This window comes from Ekhidna sp. (assembly GCF_965228795.1).
In the GTDB taxonomy this organism is placed as follows: Bacteria; Bacteroidota; Bacteroidia; order Cytophagales; family Cyclobacteriaceae; genus Ekhidna.
In genome coordinates this window covers 4,199,755-4,214,220 of record NZ_OZ245839.1, presented here as the reverse complement: position 1 = coordinate 4,214,220, position 14,466 = coordinate 4,199,755, and the positions used below count along the sequence as shown (strand labels likewise).

Here is a 14,466-nt window from a genome sequence, read left to right as displayed (position 1 = left end):
TATGAGATACTTAGCTATTTTTCTGATCTTTATTCTGATAGCTTCATGCGACTCTAATCGCGTTTATGAAGATTTCAATGATATGGAAGAAGCGTTTTGGCATCAGGATTCCACACAATCCTTCATCTTTCAAATAGAGGATACTACCAAATCATACAATCTACTTGCTACCTTTAGAAACGCATCTTCTTATCCATTCTATAACCTGTACTTTCAATACACTTTGACTGATTCCGCAGGTAACATTTTGAGAGAGCAGCTTAAAGAAGTAGACCTTTTCGACCCAAAAACAGGAGAGCCTTATGGAAGTGGCTTAGGAGATTTATTCGATCATTCGTTTCCATTGGAAGAAGGCTACCAATTTTCAGTCCCTGGAGAATACAGAATGTCTTTTGAGCAATATATGAGAAGAGATACGCTCCCGTTTATTTTATCTGTAGGAGCTCGAGTCGAATTCGTCAAGTGATTTAGGTCCTTCCCTCATCTTGCTATTCGTATCAACAATGATTCGTTGAATCTCATCTTTGTATTTGAAATAATATACTAGCGGAAGTACAGGCAATAGAATAACACCAAAAACAATCCAACCAAGTTTTTTCCATGTGTTTAGATGTCGATTGAAAAGCACAATGGAAATCATCAAACCAAGCACTGTTAAATACACTAATCCAAGCATCATTTTTTCCAGTGTCTCCGAACCCGGTAAAACAAAAAATTGATACACCCAAAAAGAAGCGCAAAGCAAAAGACTAATTAGAATATGGTGATGCTTTTTCACAACTAATTAGAATATAAGAATTTCCTCATTTTTTCTTTAGCACTATCTGGATCCAGCCAAAATTCCCGACTATGGAATCTGACATGCGGCCAGTTTTTCATTAGGAGGTGAAAATGCTGGAAAGCATAAATCTGTTTCGGTGAGAGCGCCTGATAATATCGTTCGTCATCGGTTAATATCAGCCCGGTATAGGTGTCTCCTTTCTTAACCGACAAATCTGCAAAAGGCAGCTCTTTGGCCAACATAAATTCATCAAATTCATGAAAAGACTTATCCTGAATCTTATTTCTTAAGAACCAGTCCACATGATGCTCCTGATACTCAGGTAGATGAGGTTTCCATTTCCCAATACTCACCTGCCATGCGTATTCAAGGTATTTTTTTAGCAACTTAGGGCCCTCATTTTTTGTGTCCTCGGTTTTGAGAAGCTGAGGGAGGATGCTGCAAACCACCATCACTTTTTCTCTTGCACGTGTCACAGCAACATTCAATCTGTTCTCACCACCATCAGCATTAAGGCTGCCAAATTGTACCTTCATTTTTCCTTTCTTATCCGGTGCGTAACCGATACTGAAAATGATCACATCACGCTCGTCTCCCTGAACGTTCTCAATGTTTTTAACAAAAAGCGAGTCAGGCACAAGTATGTTTTTCTTAGCTGATCGTTCCTCAAGGAGGTCCAGAATCAATCCTTGCTGTTTATAATTAAAGGTGACTATCCCAACCTCTTTTTCCGGAGACTGCTGGATTAGCGTAAGGGCCTGGGCAACAACCTCACTTGCTTCGAGCTCATTCACTCCGTCTTCCCACACACCTTTGGTTTGAATGTATTCTATGCCCGGCTCTTTTTTGTTCACGTAAGCATAGTCAGGTAATAGTCGAAGCTTACCTTTATAAAAGTGCTCATTTGAAAAATCGATGAGCTCGAGTGATTTACTTCTATAATGACCTGCGAGACTTACCTCAGGAAGGTAATGCCGAGTGAGATTTAGTAACGAGTCGATGGCTAACTCAGGAATGTCATCGTCTTCATCATCCCACCTGACACGATATAAATCACTAGGCTGTAGCTGCATGCTATCACCTGCCACTACAATCTGTCTGCCTCTGTACATGGCCGGAATCCCTCGTTCGGCAAAACATTGTGAAGCCTCATCAAAAATCACCAGGTCAAACATTTCCCTCATGGGAAAAATGGCGGAAGCACTTTCAGGTGAGCACATCCAACAGGGAAGAAGCGTGAATAGCTCATCTGAGAATTCCGAAATTACCTTCCTGATTGGCCAAATACGACGTTTTTTTGTGACCTGATGCTGCAGATCACGATATGTCACGCGATTTTTAAGCCGATTGTACTCAATGTTTTCATACGTCTTTTCGCGAGATTTCAAAAGTAAAATCTCTTTACTTGCCTGCCGTTTTGATTCAATTTGATCCCGAAGCTCCTCGGCCAATGCGTCTAATTTCCCACTCGCAACATTTCTAAGGTCAGGGTATTTCGACTCGATGTGATCGATCCATGCTAGAGAAAGGCTATTTTGAAAAAGATCAATTCCCTCATCAATATTTGCAGCCTCACTGGATGTGATTTCATACAACACTTTTTCCTCTTCACTATTTAGGTTGGCTTTCAACTTGTGATATTCACAAATGGCATCAAAGTCTTTCTTTAAAAGCTTCTCCAGTTTATGAGGATCTTCCTTTTTTAGAATGATTGCTCGAATCTGATGAATGTTGATGTATCGCTTCCAGAGTGAGAGCTGCTGTGGAATTTTGTGCAGTAGGGATATTAATTGATCGAGCCTCTTATGATAGTTTTTGTGATCCAGTTTAGATATAGGAAGATAGTCATTAAGCGACCGGATGGTTTGGCCAACCATATACATATTCAAGCCCATCTTCTGCCAGTAAAACCAATCTTGAAGATCGATCTTTCTAAAACCTTCCGGAAAATTGTGAAGCCATGGGTTGTCTTGAATCAAAGACAATGAATGCTCAAAATTCAATCGATTATCGATGCGTTCGACCAAGACCTTGAATCCTCTTTTGTTACTCTTAAGATCATTGGCCACCAGTACCCTTTTAAGAAATATTTTTTCCTTCGAGAATAGACTCCAGCGCAACCAGCTAAATGGGTTTTTTCTTGCTCTCATTGCCGATTGTAGCACTTCCTGAAATCTGCCCAGCTGATCTGACTTCAGTGTGCTTTCGATACTAACCCCACGGAAACAGGCCATCATGGTGCGTTCAGTCTGTGACAGCCAATTCAAGTCTTTTGTAGGTGTATCTGCATGAAGTTGTTGGAATACCTTGAACACAACAGATTCTTTGAGCCCCTCATGTAGCTCCATTAGTTCAGGTAGCTTGTTGGATAGATATTCACCGGTTTCAAAATCCACCGGCTGAGAACAAAATGTTTTGCTTTTGGAAATCAACATTTCATTAAAGGATGGCACCTCATGAAGGACGTCTTTTAGCTTGACCAGATCATTTGTTTGGAATCCGGCAAACGAAGGACCTTTAGTCCAGAAATGGGTTCGTTTCTCAAACTTGTCGAAGTAATTGAGATAGGTTTTGAACTTTCTTACGGTCTCGTCAAGGCTTGAAAAATGAAAAGCTCGATACTCAAGGTTCATACTGAAACTTGGGCGGTCAGGACTGCTTGTCAGGTATAATTCCTTGGCTGATTTACCACATTCTGACTCATCAAATAATGCTTCCCTAAACTCCTGTAACTCTTCAACAATTTGATCTATCCGTCTACTAGCTTGTAAAAAACCACGCTCAAGCTGTATTGCATCCAGGCTGTTGTTCTTCTTCTCGTAAACTTCTACTGATTCGATCTGCTGATCTATTTGCTCGTATATGGGTTTTCGGTCATTTTTAAAGTCATGAACAAGAGCCACGAAATCGTGCATATCCTTTTCTTTCAGTCGCTGATAGACCACATCTAATGCAGCTTTTTTCTGGCATACCAAAAGCACGTTCTTGCCTCTTGCAATAAAGTCGCAGACCAGATTACTAATAAGCTGAGATTTTCCTGTTCCGGGAGGCCCCTGAACTACCAGAGAGTTTCCCTTTTTGATTTCTTTCAATGCATGCTCCTGATAAGCATCCAAAGGGAATGGAGTGAATGTGTTTTCCTCGTTTACACGATCAAAAAGAGCAAGTTGATTTTCATTTTCCTGCTGCACTTTTTTGACAAAAAACTCCTCAAGATCTGTTTCTTTTTGATCTTCAAGAAGCTTTACATAATCAGGCACGAGATATGATCCTGATTGAGGAAAAATTCCTAAAACCGCTTGCGGAAAGAGCTTTAGCTTGCCTGTGCGTTCACTTGATTCCAGTTGAGACTTCTTGAGATCGGTGAAATTTTTTAGCTCATCAGCGAAATTTTCCTGATTGAAATTGAGCTCAACACCACTGTTTTTGAGGAGTTCATAAAGCTGAGTTCGAAATACAGTTGCATCCCTGTCGTAATCATCAATTACAGTCTCTATCAGCTCCTCGTCCAGAGGTGTGTCATTGTAATAGGCATATGCTAGTAAGAAAGTTTTGTTGAGTGTGATGTTTACATCGTCCCGACGTGACAGATACCATTCATTGCCGTCCGTATCGATAGAGACAGGAAAAAAAAGTAATGGGCACCTAATAAGCGTATCATCTGCGAATTTACCTTTTATGAAAGGCCAGCCGATGTATAAGTCTTTAGCACCTCTTTCATCAAAAATGAATTTCTCAATCCGCTTTATTTTTTTCAGTCGAGTGCTTAGGTCGTTTGATGACTTACTTCTGCTATCTATATCTGAGCAAAGAGGAATTTTTTTTTGCTTTTCGATCAGGTTTTTAATGATGCTAAAACTTGCTTCATTTTCAGCATAGTCAAAATCATGGACGTCTATGAATTGATCCTTAAGCAAGCGAAGCAGTAGAAGCGACCTGTTATTGCCGGATAAGTTACTGAGACGCCTTAGGTATGACTTTAGAATCTTTTGCATGGATTATTCCAAATATGGCTTTAATCTCCTGAAAGTACGTTCATCTATGGCTTTTATTTTGATCAGTTCTTCCACTCTTTGAATGTCGCCGTGCTCTTTTCGGTAATTGATAATAACTCTCGCCAAATCATAAGAGATATATGGATGTCTGGCCAACAGGCTGACAGAGTCTGCATTGATATCAATTGAATGAATAGGATTACTAACGTAGAAAGATTCTAGTAATCGATGAATCGTTTCTTCTTTAAGGCCATATACCTCGTATAATTGTGTGGTGTCTGCAAAACCACCTAAAAGATCACGATATTTTATGATTCGTTCGGAATAAGTAGGCCCTATTCCTTTTACCCGTTGCAATTCTTCAGCTGTTGCTGTGTTAATATCTAGAACCTTAGTGTTTAATTTTTCCGTAGGTGACTCTGTGATTTCTGAAAGAAACTTTTTTGGACGGTGATATTTTTTAGGCTTAAAAACCGGTTCATACGCTTCATCATCAACATGCTGCGATTCACGGATCTCATATGAGGCGTGTACTTCTTTTATCCATTGCAAAACGGAACTATCCTGAACGATTGTTGATTGACTTTTTAGATGATTAATTCTCGTATTGGATATTAAAATGGCCGTCAAGATGATAAAAATCAGTACCAGTGTACCTCTGGATTCAGTCTTCGTAAAGCCTAATGACCTGGAAATAGCATTTATTAGAAACCTAAGCATTATTTAAAATGATTCTAAATAAGAAAAGCTTGATTTTTATCAGGGCCAATATACCAAACCCACTGTTATTTTTGCATGCCTAATTGATTGAGATGGAAGGATTTAAGGCTTTAGGATTATCATACAGAAACGCTCCGATCGAATTGCGTGAGCAGGTGGCTTTGAGTGAAGTTGATGCAGGTCAATTTCTTTTGAAGTTGAAGGAGGTATGTAATGTGCAGGAGGCCATGCTTGTATCTACATGCAATAGAACAGAGTTATACTATTCTTCTGAAGCAGACATTAAAAAAGAAATCTTCGCACTTATCTCATCCTTTAAATCCATTCCTTCAAATAAGCTTGCGGAGGTGTTTGAGGAGTACTCAACCGAAGAAGCATCCAAGCATCTTTTTAGAGTGGCACTAGGTCTGGAATCTCAGGTCTTGGGAGATATTCAGATTAGCAATCAAGTCAAAAGAGCTTATCAGCAAAGCGCCGATCTAAATTTGGCCGGACCGCACTTGCACCGATTGATGCATACAATCTTTTATGCCAACAAACGAGTGGTTCAGGAAACCAGGCTTCAAGATGGCACAGCATCAGTTGCTTCTGTAGCTGTGGACTTAATTGGCGGCTTCATTCAGAACATCGAATCTCCACGAATTGCTTTGATTGGTCTTGGGGAGATCGGCCAAAACGTTCTTGAAAATCTAAATACTGATGAAGCCTCGATCACATTGGTAAACCGCACGAAATCAAAAGCGAGTAAACTAGCTGAAGGAAAAGACATAGCTGTCCGCAGCTTTGAGGATCTGGATGAAGTTATCGCTGAAAATGATGTGGTCATTTCTGCAGTATCCACATCAAATCCGATCATTTCAGCATCAAACCTGGATATTGATTCCATTCATAAACTAATGATAGATCTATCTGTGCCGAGAAGTATGGATAATGATCTTGATAGCGTTCCGGGAGTTTCACTTTATAACGTGGATCAATTAACAGAGCGCACTCAGAAAGCCAGGAAGATAAGAGAGAAGTCAATTCCGGATGCAGAAAGAATTGTTGAAGATGAATTGAATGGCTTTTTCAAATGGAAAAGTGAAATGGAGGTTTCTCCAACCATCCAAAGACTTAAAAGTGCTTTAGATCAAATCAGAATTGAGGAACTGGCCAGACATAAGAAATTATCCGATAAGGAAATGGAATTGCTTGAGGTAGTCACCAAGAGCATGATCCAAAAAGTAATTAAACTGCCGGTATTGCAATTAAAGGCAGCATGTAAGCGTGGAGAAGCGGAATCACTTGTAGGGGTGCTTAATGATTTATTCAACCTTGAATCCGCTGAAGTAGAGAAAAAATAGACCCACTTTATATTTGTTTGTGGGGAGTATGCGGAATTTCATTTCAATTATTTGTTTTTGTATTGGTTCGTCTGTGATGGCGGATGGATTTACCGTCTTTGAAAAAGATGGTTACTTCGGCATTAAAGATCAAACAGGCAATGTTACTGTCCCTCCAGTTTATGAAAAACTAGGGTGGTCTGATGGGTCATCACAAGTAGTAAACGGTGTGATTGGTTTTCGGAAAAACAATCTGTGGGGCTTAATCACAGTAAGAAACAAGTCGCTGACAGGCCAGAGGTTTTATACCATACAACCAATTGCAAATAGTTTTTTTAAGGCATCCATTAAAGGTAAGTTCAGCAATCATTTGTTTCATGGAGTTTTAGATGAAAAGGGCAAAACGATCATTAGCTTCAACTATTTTACCATCGAACCATTGGGGGCTAATTGGCTGGTGAGTGCTTTTGATGGACACACGCAGCGTTATGGTGTTGTGTCATTTCAAAATGAATTGTTAATCCCTACGAAGTACAAATCCATCATGGAGTTGAACGGGCTTTATCTGTCACTACAGTATGGAGGTAAACGGGATTTATTCTCAGGCGCAGGTCAAATTTTAGAATTAGGGTTGGATTCATTGATCTCCCATGCAGGATATGTGGCATATAGAGATGGCTTTGCTGGCTATTTGTCAGATGCAGGTGAGCAAGTGTATGGTTTTGATTATAAGTCATTTGACCTATCTGCTGATCCGGTGAGACCGATTCCATTTCCTGAGTGGACCATTCACCAAGGTGATTCAATTTTAATGAAATGGAAGTGTGATTCATTAACTGTAAGTTCCAATGGATTACTCGCCGCATATCTAAATGGAGCGCCACATCTGTTGTTAAAGAACAGTACACTTTTGAAAAATCATGATTTGATTCTAAAGGAGTTTATAGACGATCACCTCATCATTCAAAATAGTAAGTCTAGGAAATGGTCAGTTCTCAATTATGATGGCAGCACTATTTTTTCGGGCTATGATTCCATTCATTCATTAAATGACTCGTATGCGGCTCTGAATGAAAAGGGCTGGTGGGTAATCAGCCAATCTGGAAAGGTTAAAAACAAGCTACCGTTTCAAAAACTAAAAAAAGGAGATGGCGAACAGTATATAATCAAGAAAAACAATCACTGGGGAATACTCAATAAAGAAATTGAGGAGGTTAGCACATTTAAGTACGATAGCATTTCGCTTTCAGGTGATCAATATGTTGTCAATTACCTGAATAGAACCGGATTGATGAATCGGGAGGGCTCTTGGATTGTAAGACCGGAATATCATTCGATTTTTGAGTTTGGAGAATTTGTGATTGGACAAAAGGGCAAAGCCTATACTTATTTCAGTCAGGGGCGTCCATCCCTCAAGACCACTTCCAGACCTATTGAGATACTTGGTTCTTTTTACCTGGTAAAGAATGAGAATGGTTACGGGTTACTCAATGCTTACGGAGAATATGTGGTATACCCTGAATACGATTCTATCCGGATGGTAAAGGATCATTTGGTGCTTCAAAGGAATCAATCTTTAAAGCTGATTACATCTACCGGAGAAACAATTATTAGTCCAGATGAATCATATCAGGAAATATCAAATTTTAGTGAAGGGTACTTTGTAGTCAAGAAAGAAAACAGATGGGGATTCGTGGATGACAAAGGAAGACTAAGGATAAGCAACAGGTATGATAGCGCCAGAAGCTACCAAGAAGGCATGGCTCCAATAATGTTAAGAGAAAAGTGGGGGTTTATAGATAAAAATGAGACATTGAGGGTACAACCCTATTATGATCAGGTTGATCACTTTCAGGAAGGCGTAGTAGTTGTGCGGCAAGGTATGAAGTATGGGTTGATAGACATGAATGGTCGAGAAGTTTTAGAACTTATCTGGAAAACTATTTTGCGATTAGACTCAGGTAACTATCTTGTGCAGGATATAAATGGTCATTATGGTCTCGTAGATAATCGGGGTGGATTTATTTTGAGGCCGGCATATGACTATTTGGAGGATTTTGGAGGTCAAATTTTGGTTTCCAAAAATGGATATTGGGGAATACTGGATTATTCCGGTAGACCTATTTTTAAGATTAACCATAAAGCAATCAAAGTGTCCGGTGATCTCACCATGATCAGGAATTAAACTTTGGGGCTTATAACTAACGTATGGCAACCAGCATTGCAGCTAAAATGGATTTTAACCAACTTTTGGAATCCGTCAATCAGAATATTAGCGAAGCAGTATTCAGGAGCGATAAAGATGGATTGATTTATGTAAATAATGCTTTCGTGAAGATGTTTGGCTATTCTTCCGAGGAAGAGGTCAAGCTACTTTCGATTTCAAGCATGTACAAAGATCCTCGCGATCGGATCCGACTCATTAATAAGCTTAACGCTGATCATTCCTATGAAAACGAGGAGATTGTTTTCAAAAGAAAAGATAACTCTGAGTTTGTAGGCTTGGTGAGCACGATCATGCATAAGGGTGAGAGCGGAGAGGTCTACTGGGATGGGGCAATTCGTGATGTAACAAGAGAACGTGAATTTCTTAATCGTATTCGATCCAGGGAGCAACTTCTTGAAAGTATCAATAAAAACATCAATGAAGCGATTTATCGCAGTGAAAGTGAAAAAGGAATCATCTATGTGAATGATGAATTTGTGAGGATGTTTGGTTACGAATCTGCGCAGGAAATCATGGAAATGGATCCGATGGATCTTTATAAAAACCCGGCTCAGCGTGCTGCTATTGGAGATGAAGTTTTAGAAAAAGGCTCCATTGAAAACAAAGAAGTTGAGTTTAGAAGAAAAGATGGAAGCACCTTCTGGGGATATTTGAATTCCATCATGGTAAAGGGAGTAGATGGCGTCATTTATTTTGATGGAGCTGTAAGGAATATCACTAAAGAAAAAGAAGCCGAACAGGCTTTAATGAAATATGCTGAAATGCAGCGTATTTTGATCAACCTGTCTACCAAATATATTGACCTACCCTTAGAAGAAGTAGAGCAAGCTATCAATGACTCGCTACGAGAGCTAGGTGAGTTCGTTGGTGCAGATCGATCATACGTATTTGACTTCAATAGGCAAAAAGGTATTTGTAGCAATACCTTTGAGTGGTGTGCGGAGGGGATCAGTCCTGAGATTCAAAACAATCAAAATTTACCACTCGAAATTATGCCTGAGCTGGTAAATGCGCATCTCAAAGGCAATCCAATGATTGTGAGGGATGTGCGGAATTTGAAGAAAAAAGATTTTAAAAAATTACTGGAAGATCAGGGAATCAAGAGCTTGATGACCATGCCAATGATCCACGATAAAGAGTGTGTTGGGTTTGTTGGGTTTGACTGGGTAAGAAGATATCACTCAGCTAGCGAAAAAGAAGTATTGCTTTTAGAGCTCTTTTCTGAAATGCTTGTGAACATCCGGATCCGTTCTCACAACGAACGAGAGCTTCATAAGCTATTTGATAAGACCATCGAGCAAAATCAACGACTCAAGGATTTTTCTTATATCACTTCGCATAATTTCAGATCATCAGTAGCCAATCTTGTAGGGCTGCTTTCCGTTATCGAGGACGACCCTTCCAATACGGAGTACTTTGAAATGCTAAAGGCGACTGCATTAAAGCTGAATCTTGCGATAGATGCGATTAATGATCTTCTGAATTTTGAAAAAGACATCTCTACACTTGAGAAGGAGGAAATAAATCTTCGAGGAGTCATTGATGATATAATTTTATTGAACCGAAAATCAGCAACAGAAAAAAACATCGAGTTTGAAGTTGATATAGATAAGGGCCTCACACTCCGTATTTTACCGGCTTATTTGCAGAGTATATTACACAACTTAATCACCAATGCGATGAAGTATGGAGTGACTAAGGATCAACGAAAAATAAAAATTTCTGCAAAAAAAGAATCAAAAGAAGTACTTTTAACTGTGGCAGACCAAGGAAGGGGGATTGACTTGAGGCGGTATGGAGGTAAAATGTTTCAGCTTGGGTCTAGGTTTCACGCCGATGAAGAGAGTGGGCACGGCATGGGATTATATATGACTAAACAGCAGGTTGAAGCTATTGGTGGTCGCATAGAAGTAGAAAGTGAAATAAACAAAGGCACCAAGTTTAAGGTATATTTTAATGCATAGTGCAAACAAAATACTACTAGTCGATGACGACCCTATATTCTTAACATTAGCTGAACTTGCAATAAAAAAAGAACACGCTACTGTTGAAATATTTAAAGCAATGAATGGCGAAGAGGCCATTGATTTTTTGAAGAATCAATCTGTAGACATCATTTTTCTAGACCTCAATATGCCTGTTATGAATGGGTGGGAGTTCTTAGATGCACTGCCAAGTGTTGAAAATAAAGGCAATCATATTTACGTGCTAACTTCATCCATCGATCCTTCTGATCAGCGTAAAGCAGATGAAAATCCATACGTAACCTCAATGCTTGAAAAGCCTTTGGATCGCGAAAAAATCGCTCAGACGCTGGTTTCTTAATCCGGAAATAACTCTAACTGACTTGGTAACAGCTGAAAGCTCATCCGGTGATGCGGTGTGCTTCCCATTTCCTTTAACCCATCGCGATGAGCCCTGGTCGGGTATCCCACGTTTGTTTCCCATCCATATCCTGGAAAATCAATGGCAAGTTGCCTCATTAAATCATCCCTGTATGTTTTGGCAAGGATCGAAGCAGCAGCAATGGATAGAAACTTTCCATCTCCTTTAATGATGCACTCATGTGGGATATCATTAAATGGCTTAAATCGATTACCATCTATTAGTAATAACTCGGGAGTGACTTTCAATTGTTCAACGGCCCGATGCATAGCGAGATAGCTGGCATTAAGAATATTGATTTCATCAATCTCCCCCGGAGAAGCGACCCCTACTCCCCATGCGAGTGAGTCTTTGATGATATCGTGTTTTAGTTCAACTCGCTGTTTTTCCGATAGCTGCTTGGAGTCATTGAGGATTTCGTGTGTGTAATCCTTTGGTAAAATCACCGCCGCAGCAACCACCGGGCCCGCTAAACATCCCCGTCCTGCTTCATCGCATCCGGCCTCAATTTTCTTTTCTTGAAAGAAGGATTTTAGCATGCACCAAAATTAATTAAATGAACATTTCAATCACTACTAGGGGATCACCAGAATAAAAATGTTCCCACTTTGAAGCCTAATGAAATTTCTTACGTCTGTAAGGTGTCACTACTCAATAATTACTACTAATGACTAAACTACTATTCAGCTTTGCAGGAATGCTATTGCTTTTCTCCGCTCAATCTCAATCACTCACACAAACAATTAAAGGTCAAATTACAGACGAGCAGTCAGGTGCTCCGATCATAGGAGCAACGGTTGTGTTGATCGGAAGTAATCCTCCAATTGGCGGTATCACAGATGTTGAAGGATATTATAGGGTAGAAGGTGTACCCATCGGGAGACAATCACTTGGTGTTTCTTATTTGGGATATGAGGCTATATCAATTCCAAACATCCTTGTTGGAGCAGGAAAAGAGGTTGTTGTAAATGCTAAAATGATTGAATCTTTAGAGCAATTAGATGAGGTAGTTGTGAGCGCCTCAGAGCATCAAAAGGGCCAGCCAAAAAATGAGCTTGCAACGGTCTCTGCAATTTCATTGGGAATGGATGAAATCAGCAGGTTTCCTGCAACATTTAATGATCCTGCCCGGGCTGCCTTGATGTTTGCCGGTGTTCAAACGGGGGGAGATGATTTGCTTAATGAGATTGTAATCCGCGGTAACTCACCTAAAGGAATCTTATGGCGATTAGAAGGAGTAGAGATACCAAACCCAAATCACTTCACATCCATTGGTTCATCAGCTGGTGGTATTAGCATGCTTAGTAATAACATGCTCGCCAATTCTGATTTTTTTACCGGAGCATTTCCGGCTCAATATGGAAATGCTACTTCAGGAATTTTTGACCTTCAACTCAGGCAAGGGAATTTTGAAAAGCATGAACACACTGCCCAAATCGGCTTGCTGGGGGTAGCAGCGGCATCTGAAGGTCCGATATCAAAAGGAAACCGATCTTCCTATTTAGTGAATTATCGATATTCCACATTGGCAATGCTTACGCAACTTGGTTTGAATATCCTGGGTGAACAAGAAGCAATCAATTTTCAGGACTTATCATTCAAAATCCGAATCCCCACTAAAAATCTTGGTTCCTTTTCAGTGTGGGGATTAGGCGGTAAAAATTCGTATCGTTTTTTACCGGATCGATCAAATGGAGATTGGGAAAATGACAAAGAGGATCAAACAACGGCTGTGGCCGGGATTACAAATATTATGTACGTATCGGAGGACTCTTTTTTTGAAACGATCCTCTCTACTTCTTACAATCAGATTTCAAATCAATTTGATTCGTTGGAAGTCTTGACAATTGAAAAACAGAATTTCATTGAGTCTCAAACGCGATTTTCTACGTTTTATAATCATAAATTTTCAGCCCAACATACGTTACGGGTGGGTACTATTCTTAGCCGTCTCTCTTATGATCTTACAAACTTTTATTGGGATAGAGAACGTGAAGAGCATGTGACTCCATTGGATGAAAATGATCATGCAGGTTTTTACCAGGCATTTGGAAACTGGCAATTTAGAACGAGTAACCAGTTCACGCTTAATACAGGGTTACATTTTTCTCATTTTGCACTCAATGGAAAATCATATTTAGAACCAAGGCTTGGGTTTAAATGGGATAGAGGTACCCATGTTTTATCAGGCGGATTAGGTTTGCACAGCAGAATGGAGACTGTGGCACTGTACACTGCAAGGCAATACAGATCGGATGGAAGTTTTGTTCAGAACAATAAAGACCTTGGTTTCACACAGGCATTTCATTCGGCGCTTGGTTTTGAGAAGATGTTAAAACCAAAGCTTCGGCTAAAAGCAGAAATCTATTATCAATACCTTTTCAATGTTCCGGTCTGGCCCAATGACACCACACCTGATTTTAGATTGATAACCTTTTCTGCACTAAATACATTTGATGGGTATACTCCTGATGAATTAGCCAATGATGGAACAGGAAAGAATTACGGATTGGAGCTGACACTGGAGCAGTTTTTATCAAAGGGTTTTTATATGCTATCAACAGCTTCCCTTTACCGGTCGCTGTACACTGGTGCAGATGGGGTGGAACGCAGTACGCAGTTTGATGGTGGGTATATCTTCAACTTCCTTGCAGGCAAAGAGTATAAAGTTGGGAGGAATGGGAATAATTCGATCAGCCTAAATGGAAAGTTGATTTTTGCAGGAGGAAAAAGGCAGGCGCCAATTAATATCGCTGCATCCATCAATGAAGGGCATACAGTATATCGCTTTGAGAATAATTATGAAATGAAGCTAGATGGCTATTTCCGTATGGACGTTGGGATTAGCTATAGAAAAAATAAAAAACGAACAACGTCCGTCATTTCATTGGATATTCAGAATCTGACGCAAAGAGAAAATGAGTTTTTTAGATATTATGACGTTGGCAACAGAAGTGTTGTTTCAGAAGCTCAGATCAGTTTTTTCCCTAACCTGAGTTATCGAATAGAATTTTAAACATCTCAAATGTAAGGAGG

General features: G+C 39.8%; 10 protein-coding genes. 6 read left to right on the top strand and 4 right to left on the bottom strand.

From position 1 onward, the window contains the following. The first annotated feature begins 1 nt into the window (after window position 1). On the top strand, window positions 2-466 hold the full coding sequence (locus tag ACQK2H_RS19025; RefSeq protein ID WP_425392969.1) for a gliding motility lipoprotein GldH: 465 nt from the start codon (window positions 2-4) through the stop codon (window positions 464-466). On the opposite strand, the gene ACQK2H_RS19020 is transcribed toward ACQK2H_RS19025, so the two are convergent. The 3 genes from ACQK2H_RS19020 to ACQK2H_RS19010 are packed head-to-tail and all read right to left on the bottom strand — an operon-like array spanning window position 431 to window position 5,496. Beyond that, window positions 431-778, bottom strand: a complete 348-nt coding sequence (locus ACQK2H_RS19020) for a hypothetical protein (RefSeq protein WP_425392968.1) — start codon at window positions 776-778, stop codon at window positions 431-433. The two genes, ACQK2H_RS19025 and ACQK2H_RS19020, sit on opposite strands and share 36 nt — an antisense overlap. Window positions 779-780: 2 nt before the next feature. Beyond that, window positions 781-4,776 (bottom strand): AAA domain-containing protein, encoded by a 3,996-nt coding sequence (locus tag ACQK2H_RS19015; RefSeq protein ID WP_425392967.1) that lies wholly within the window; start codon window positions 4,774-4,776, stop codon window positions 781-783. A gap of 3 nt (window positions 4,777-4,779) precedes the next feature. Beyond that, window positions 4,780-5,496: a ComEA family DNA-binding protein gene (locus ACQK2H_RS19010; protein WP_425392966.1), complete on the bottom strand. Its 717-nt coding sequence runs from the start codon at window positions 5,494-5,496 to the stop codon at window positions 4,780-4,782. Window positions 5,497-5,588: 92 nt separating this feature from the next. On the opposite strand from ACQK2H_RS19010, the gene hemA reads away from it, so the two are divergent. From hemA to ACQK2H_RS18990, 4 genes are read left to right on the top strand one after another with little or no spacing between them, the layout of a single operon-like run. After that, on the top strand, window positions 5,589-6,839 hold the full coding sequence (gene hemA, locus ACQK2H_RS19005; protein ID WP_425392965.1) for a glutamyl-tRNA reductase: 1,251 nt from the start codon (window positions 5,589-5,591) through the stop codon (window positions 6,837-6,839). 28 nt (window positions 6,840-6,867) lie between these two features. Then, window positions 6,868-9,003 carry a WG repeat-containing protein gene (locus ACQK2H_RS19000; RefSeq protein ID WP_425392964.1) on the top strand — a complete coding sequence of 712 codons (2,136 nt, stop codon included), beginning with the start codon at window positions 6,868-6,870 and terminating at the stop codon, window positions 9,001-9,003. Between the two features lie 23 nt (window positions 9,004-9,026). After that, a complete protein-coding gene (locus ACQK2H_RS18995) occupies window positions 9,027-11,009 on the top strand; it encodes a PAS domain S-box protein (RefSeq protein ID WP_425392963.1) in 1,983 nt (660 codons plus the stop codon). Further along, window positions 11,002-11,370 carry a response regulator gene (locus ACQK2H_RS18990; protein ID WP_425392962.1) on the top strand — a complete coding sequence of 123 codons (369 nt, stop codon included), beginning with the start codon at window positions 11,002-11,004 and terminating at the stop codon, window positions 11,368-11,370. The genes ACQK2H_RS18995 and ACQK2H_RS18990 overlap by 8 nt, the downstream gene beginning before the upstream one ends. On the opposite strand, the gene ACQK2H_RS18985 is transcribed toward ACQK2H_RS18990, so the two are convergent. Next, a complete protein-coding gene (locus ACQK2H_RS18985) occupies window positions 11,367-11,969 on the bottom strand; it encodes a ribonuclease HII (RefSeq protein WP_425392961.1) in 603 nt (200 codons plus the stop codon). The genes ACQK2H_RS18990 and ACQK2H_RS18985 overlap by 4 nt on opposite strands. Window positions 11,970-12,097: 128 nt before the next feature. On the opposite strand from ACQK2H_RS18985, the gene ACQK2H_RS18980 reads away from it, so the two are divergent. After that, window positions 12,098-14,446, top strand: coding sequence for a TonB-dependent receptor (locus ACQK2H_RS18980; protein WP_425392960.1), 2,349 nt, complete (start codon window positions 12,098-12,100; stop codon window positions 14,444-14,446). Window positions 14,447-14,466: the final 20 nt, after the last annotated feature.

Coding starts and splice junctions, on each gene's coding strand:
- ACQK2H_RS19025 (WP_425392969.1), top strand. CDS start 2: ATGAGATACTTAGCTATTTTTCTGATCTTTATTCTGATAGCTTCATGC.
- ACQK2H_RS19015 (WP_425392967.1), bottom strand. CDS start 4,776: ATGCAAAAGATTCTAAAGTCATACCTAAGGCGTCTCAGTAACTTATCC.
- ACQK2H_RS19010 (WP_425392966.1), bottom strand. CDS start 5,496: ATGCTTAGGTTTCTAATAAATGCTATTTCCAGGTCATTAGGCTTTACG.
- hemA (WP_425392965.1), top strand. CDS start 5,589: ATGGAAGGATTTAAGGCTTTAGGATTATCATACAGAAACGCTCCGATC.
- ACQK2H_RS19000 (WP_425392964.1), top strand. CDS start 6,868: ATGCGGAATTTCATTTCAATTATTTGTTTTTGTATTGGTTCGTCTGTG.
- ACQK2H_RS18995 (WP_425392963.1), top strand. CDS start 9,027: ATGGCAACCAGCATTGCAGCTAAAATGGATTTTAACCAACTTTTGGAA.
- ACQK2H_RS18990 (WP_425392962.1), top strand. CDS start 11,002: ATGCATAGTGCAAACAAAATACTACTAGTCGATGACGACCCTATATTC.
- ACQK2H_RS18985 (WP_425392961.1), bottom strand. CDS start 11,969: ATGCTAAAATCCTTCTTTCAAGAAAAGAAAATTGAGGCCGGATGCGAT.
- ACQK2H_RS18980 (WP_425392960.1), top strand. CDS start 12,098: ATGACTAAACTACTATTCAGCTTTGCAGGAATGCTATTGCTTTTCTCC.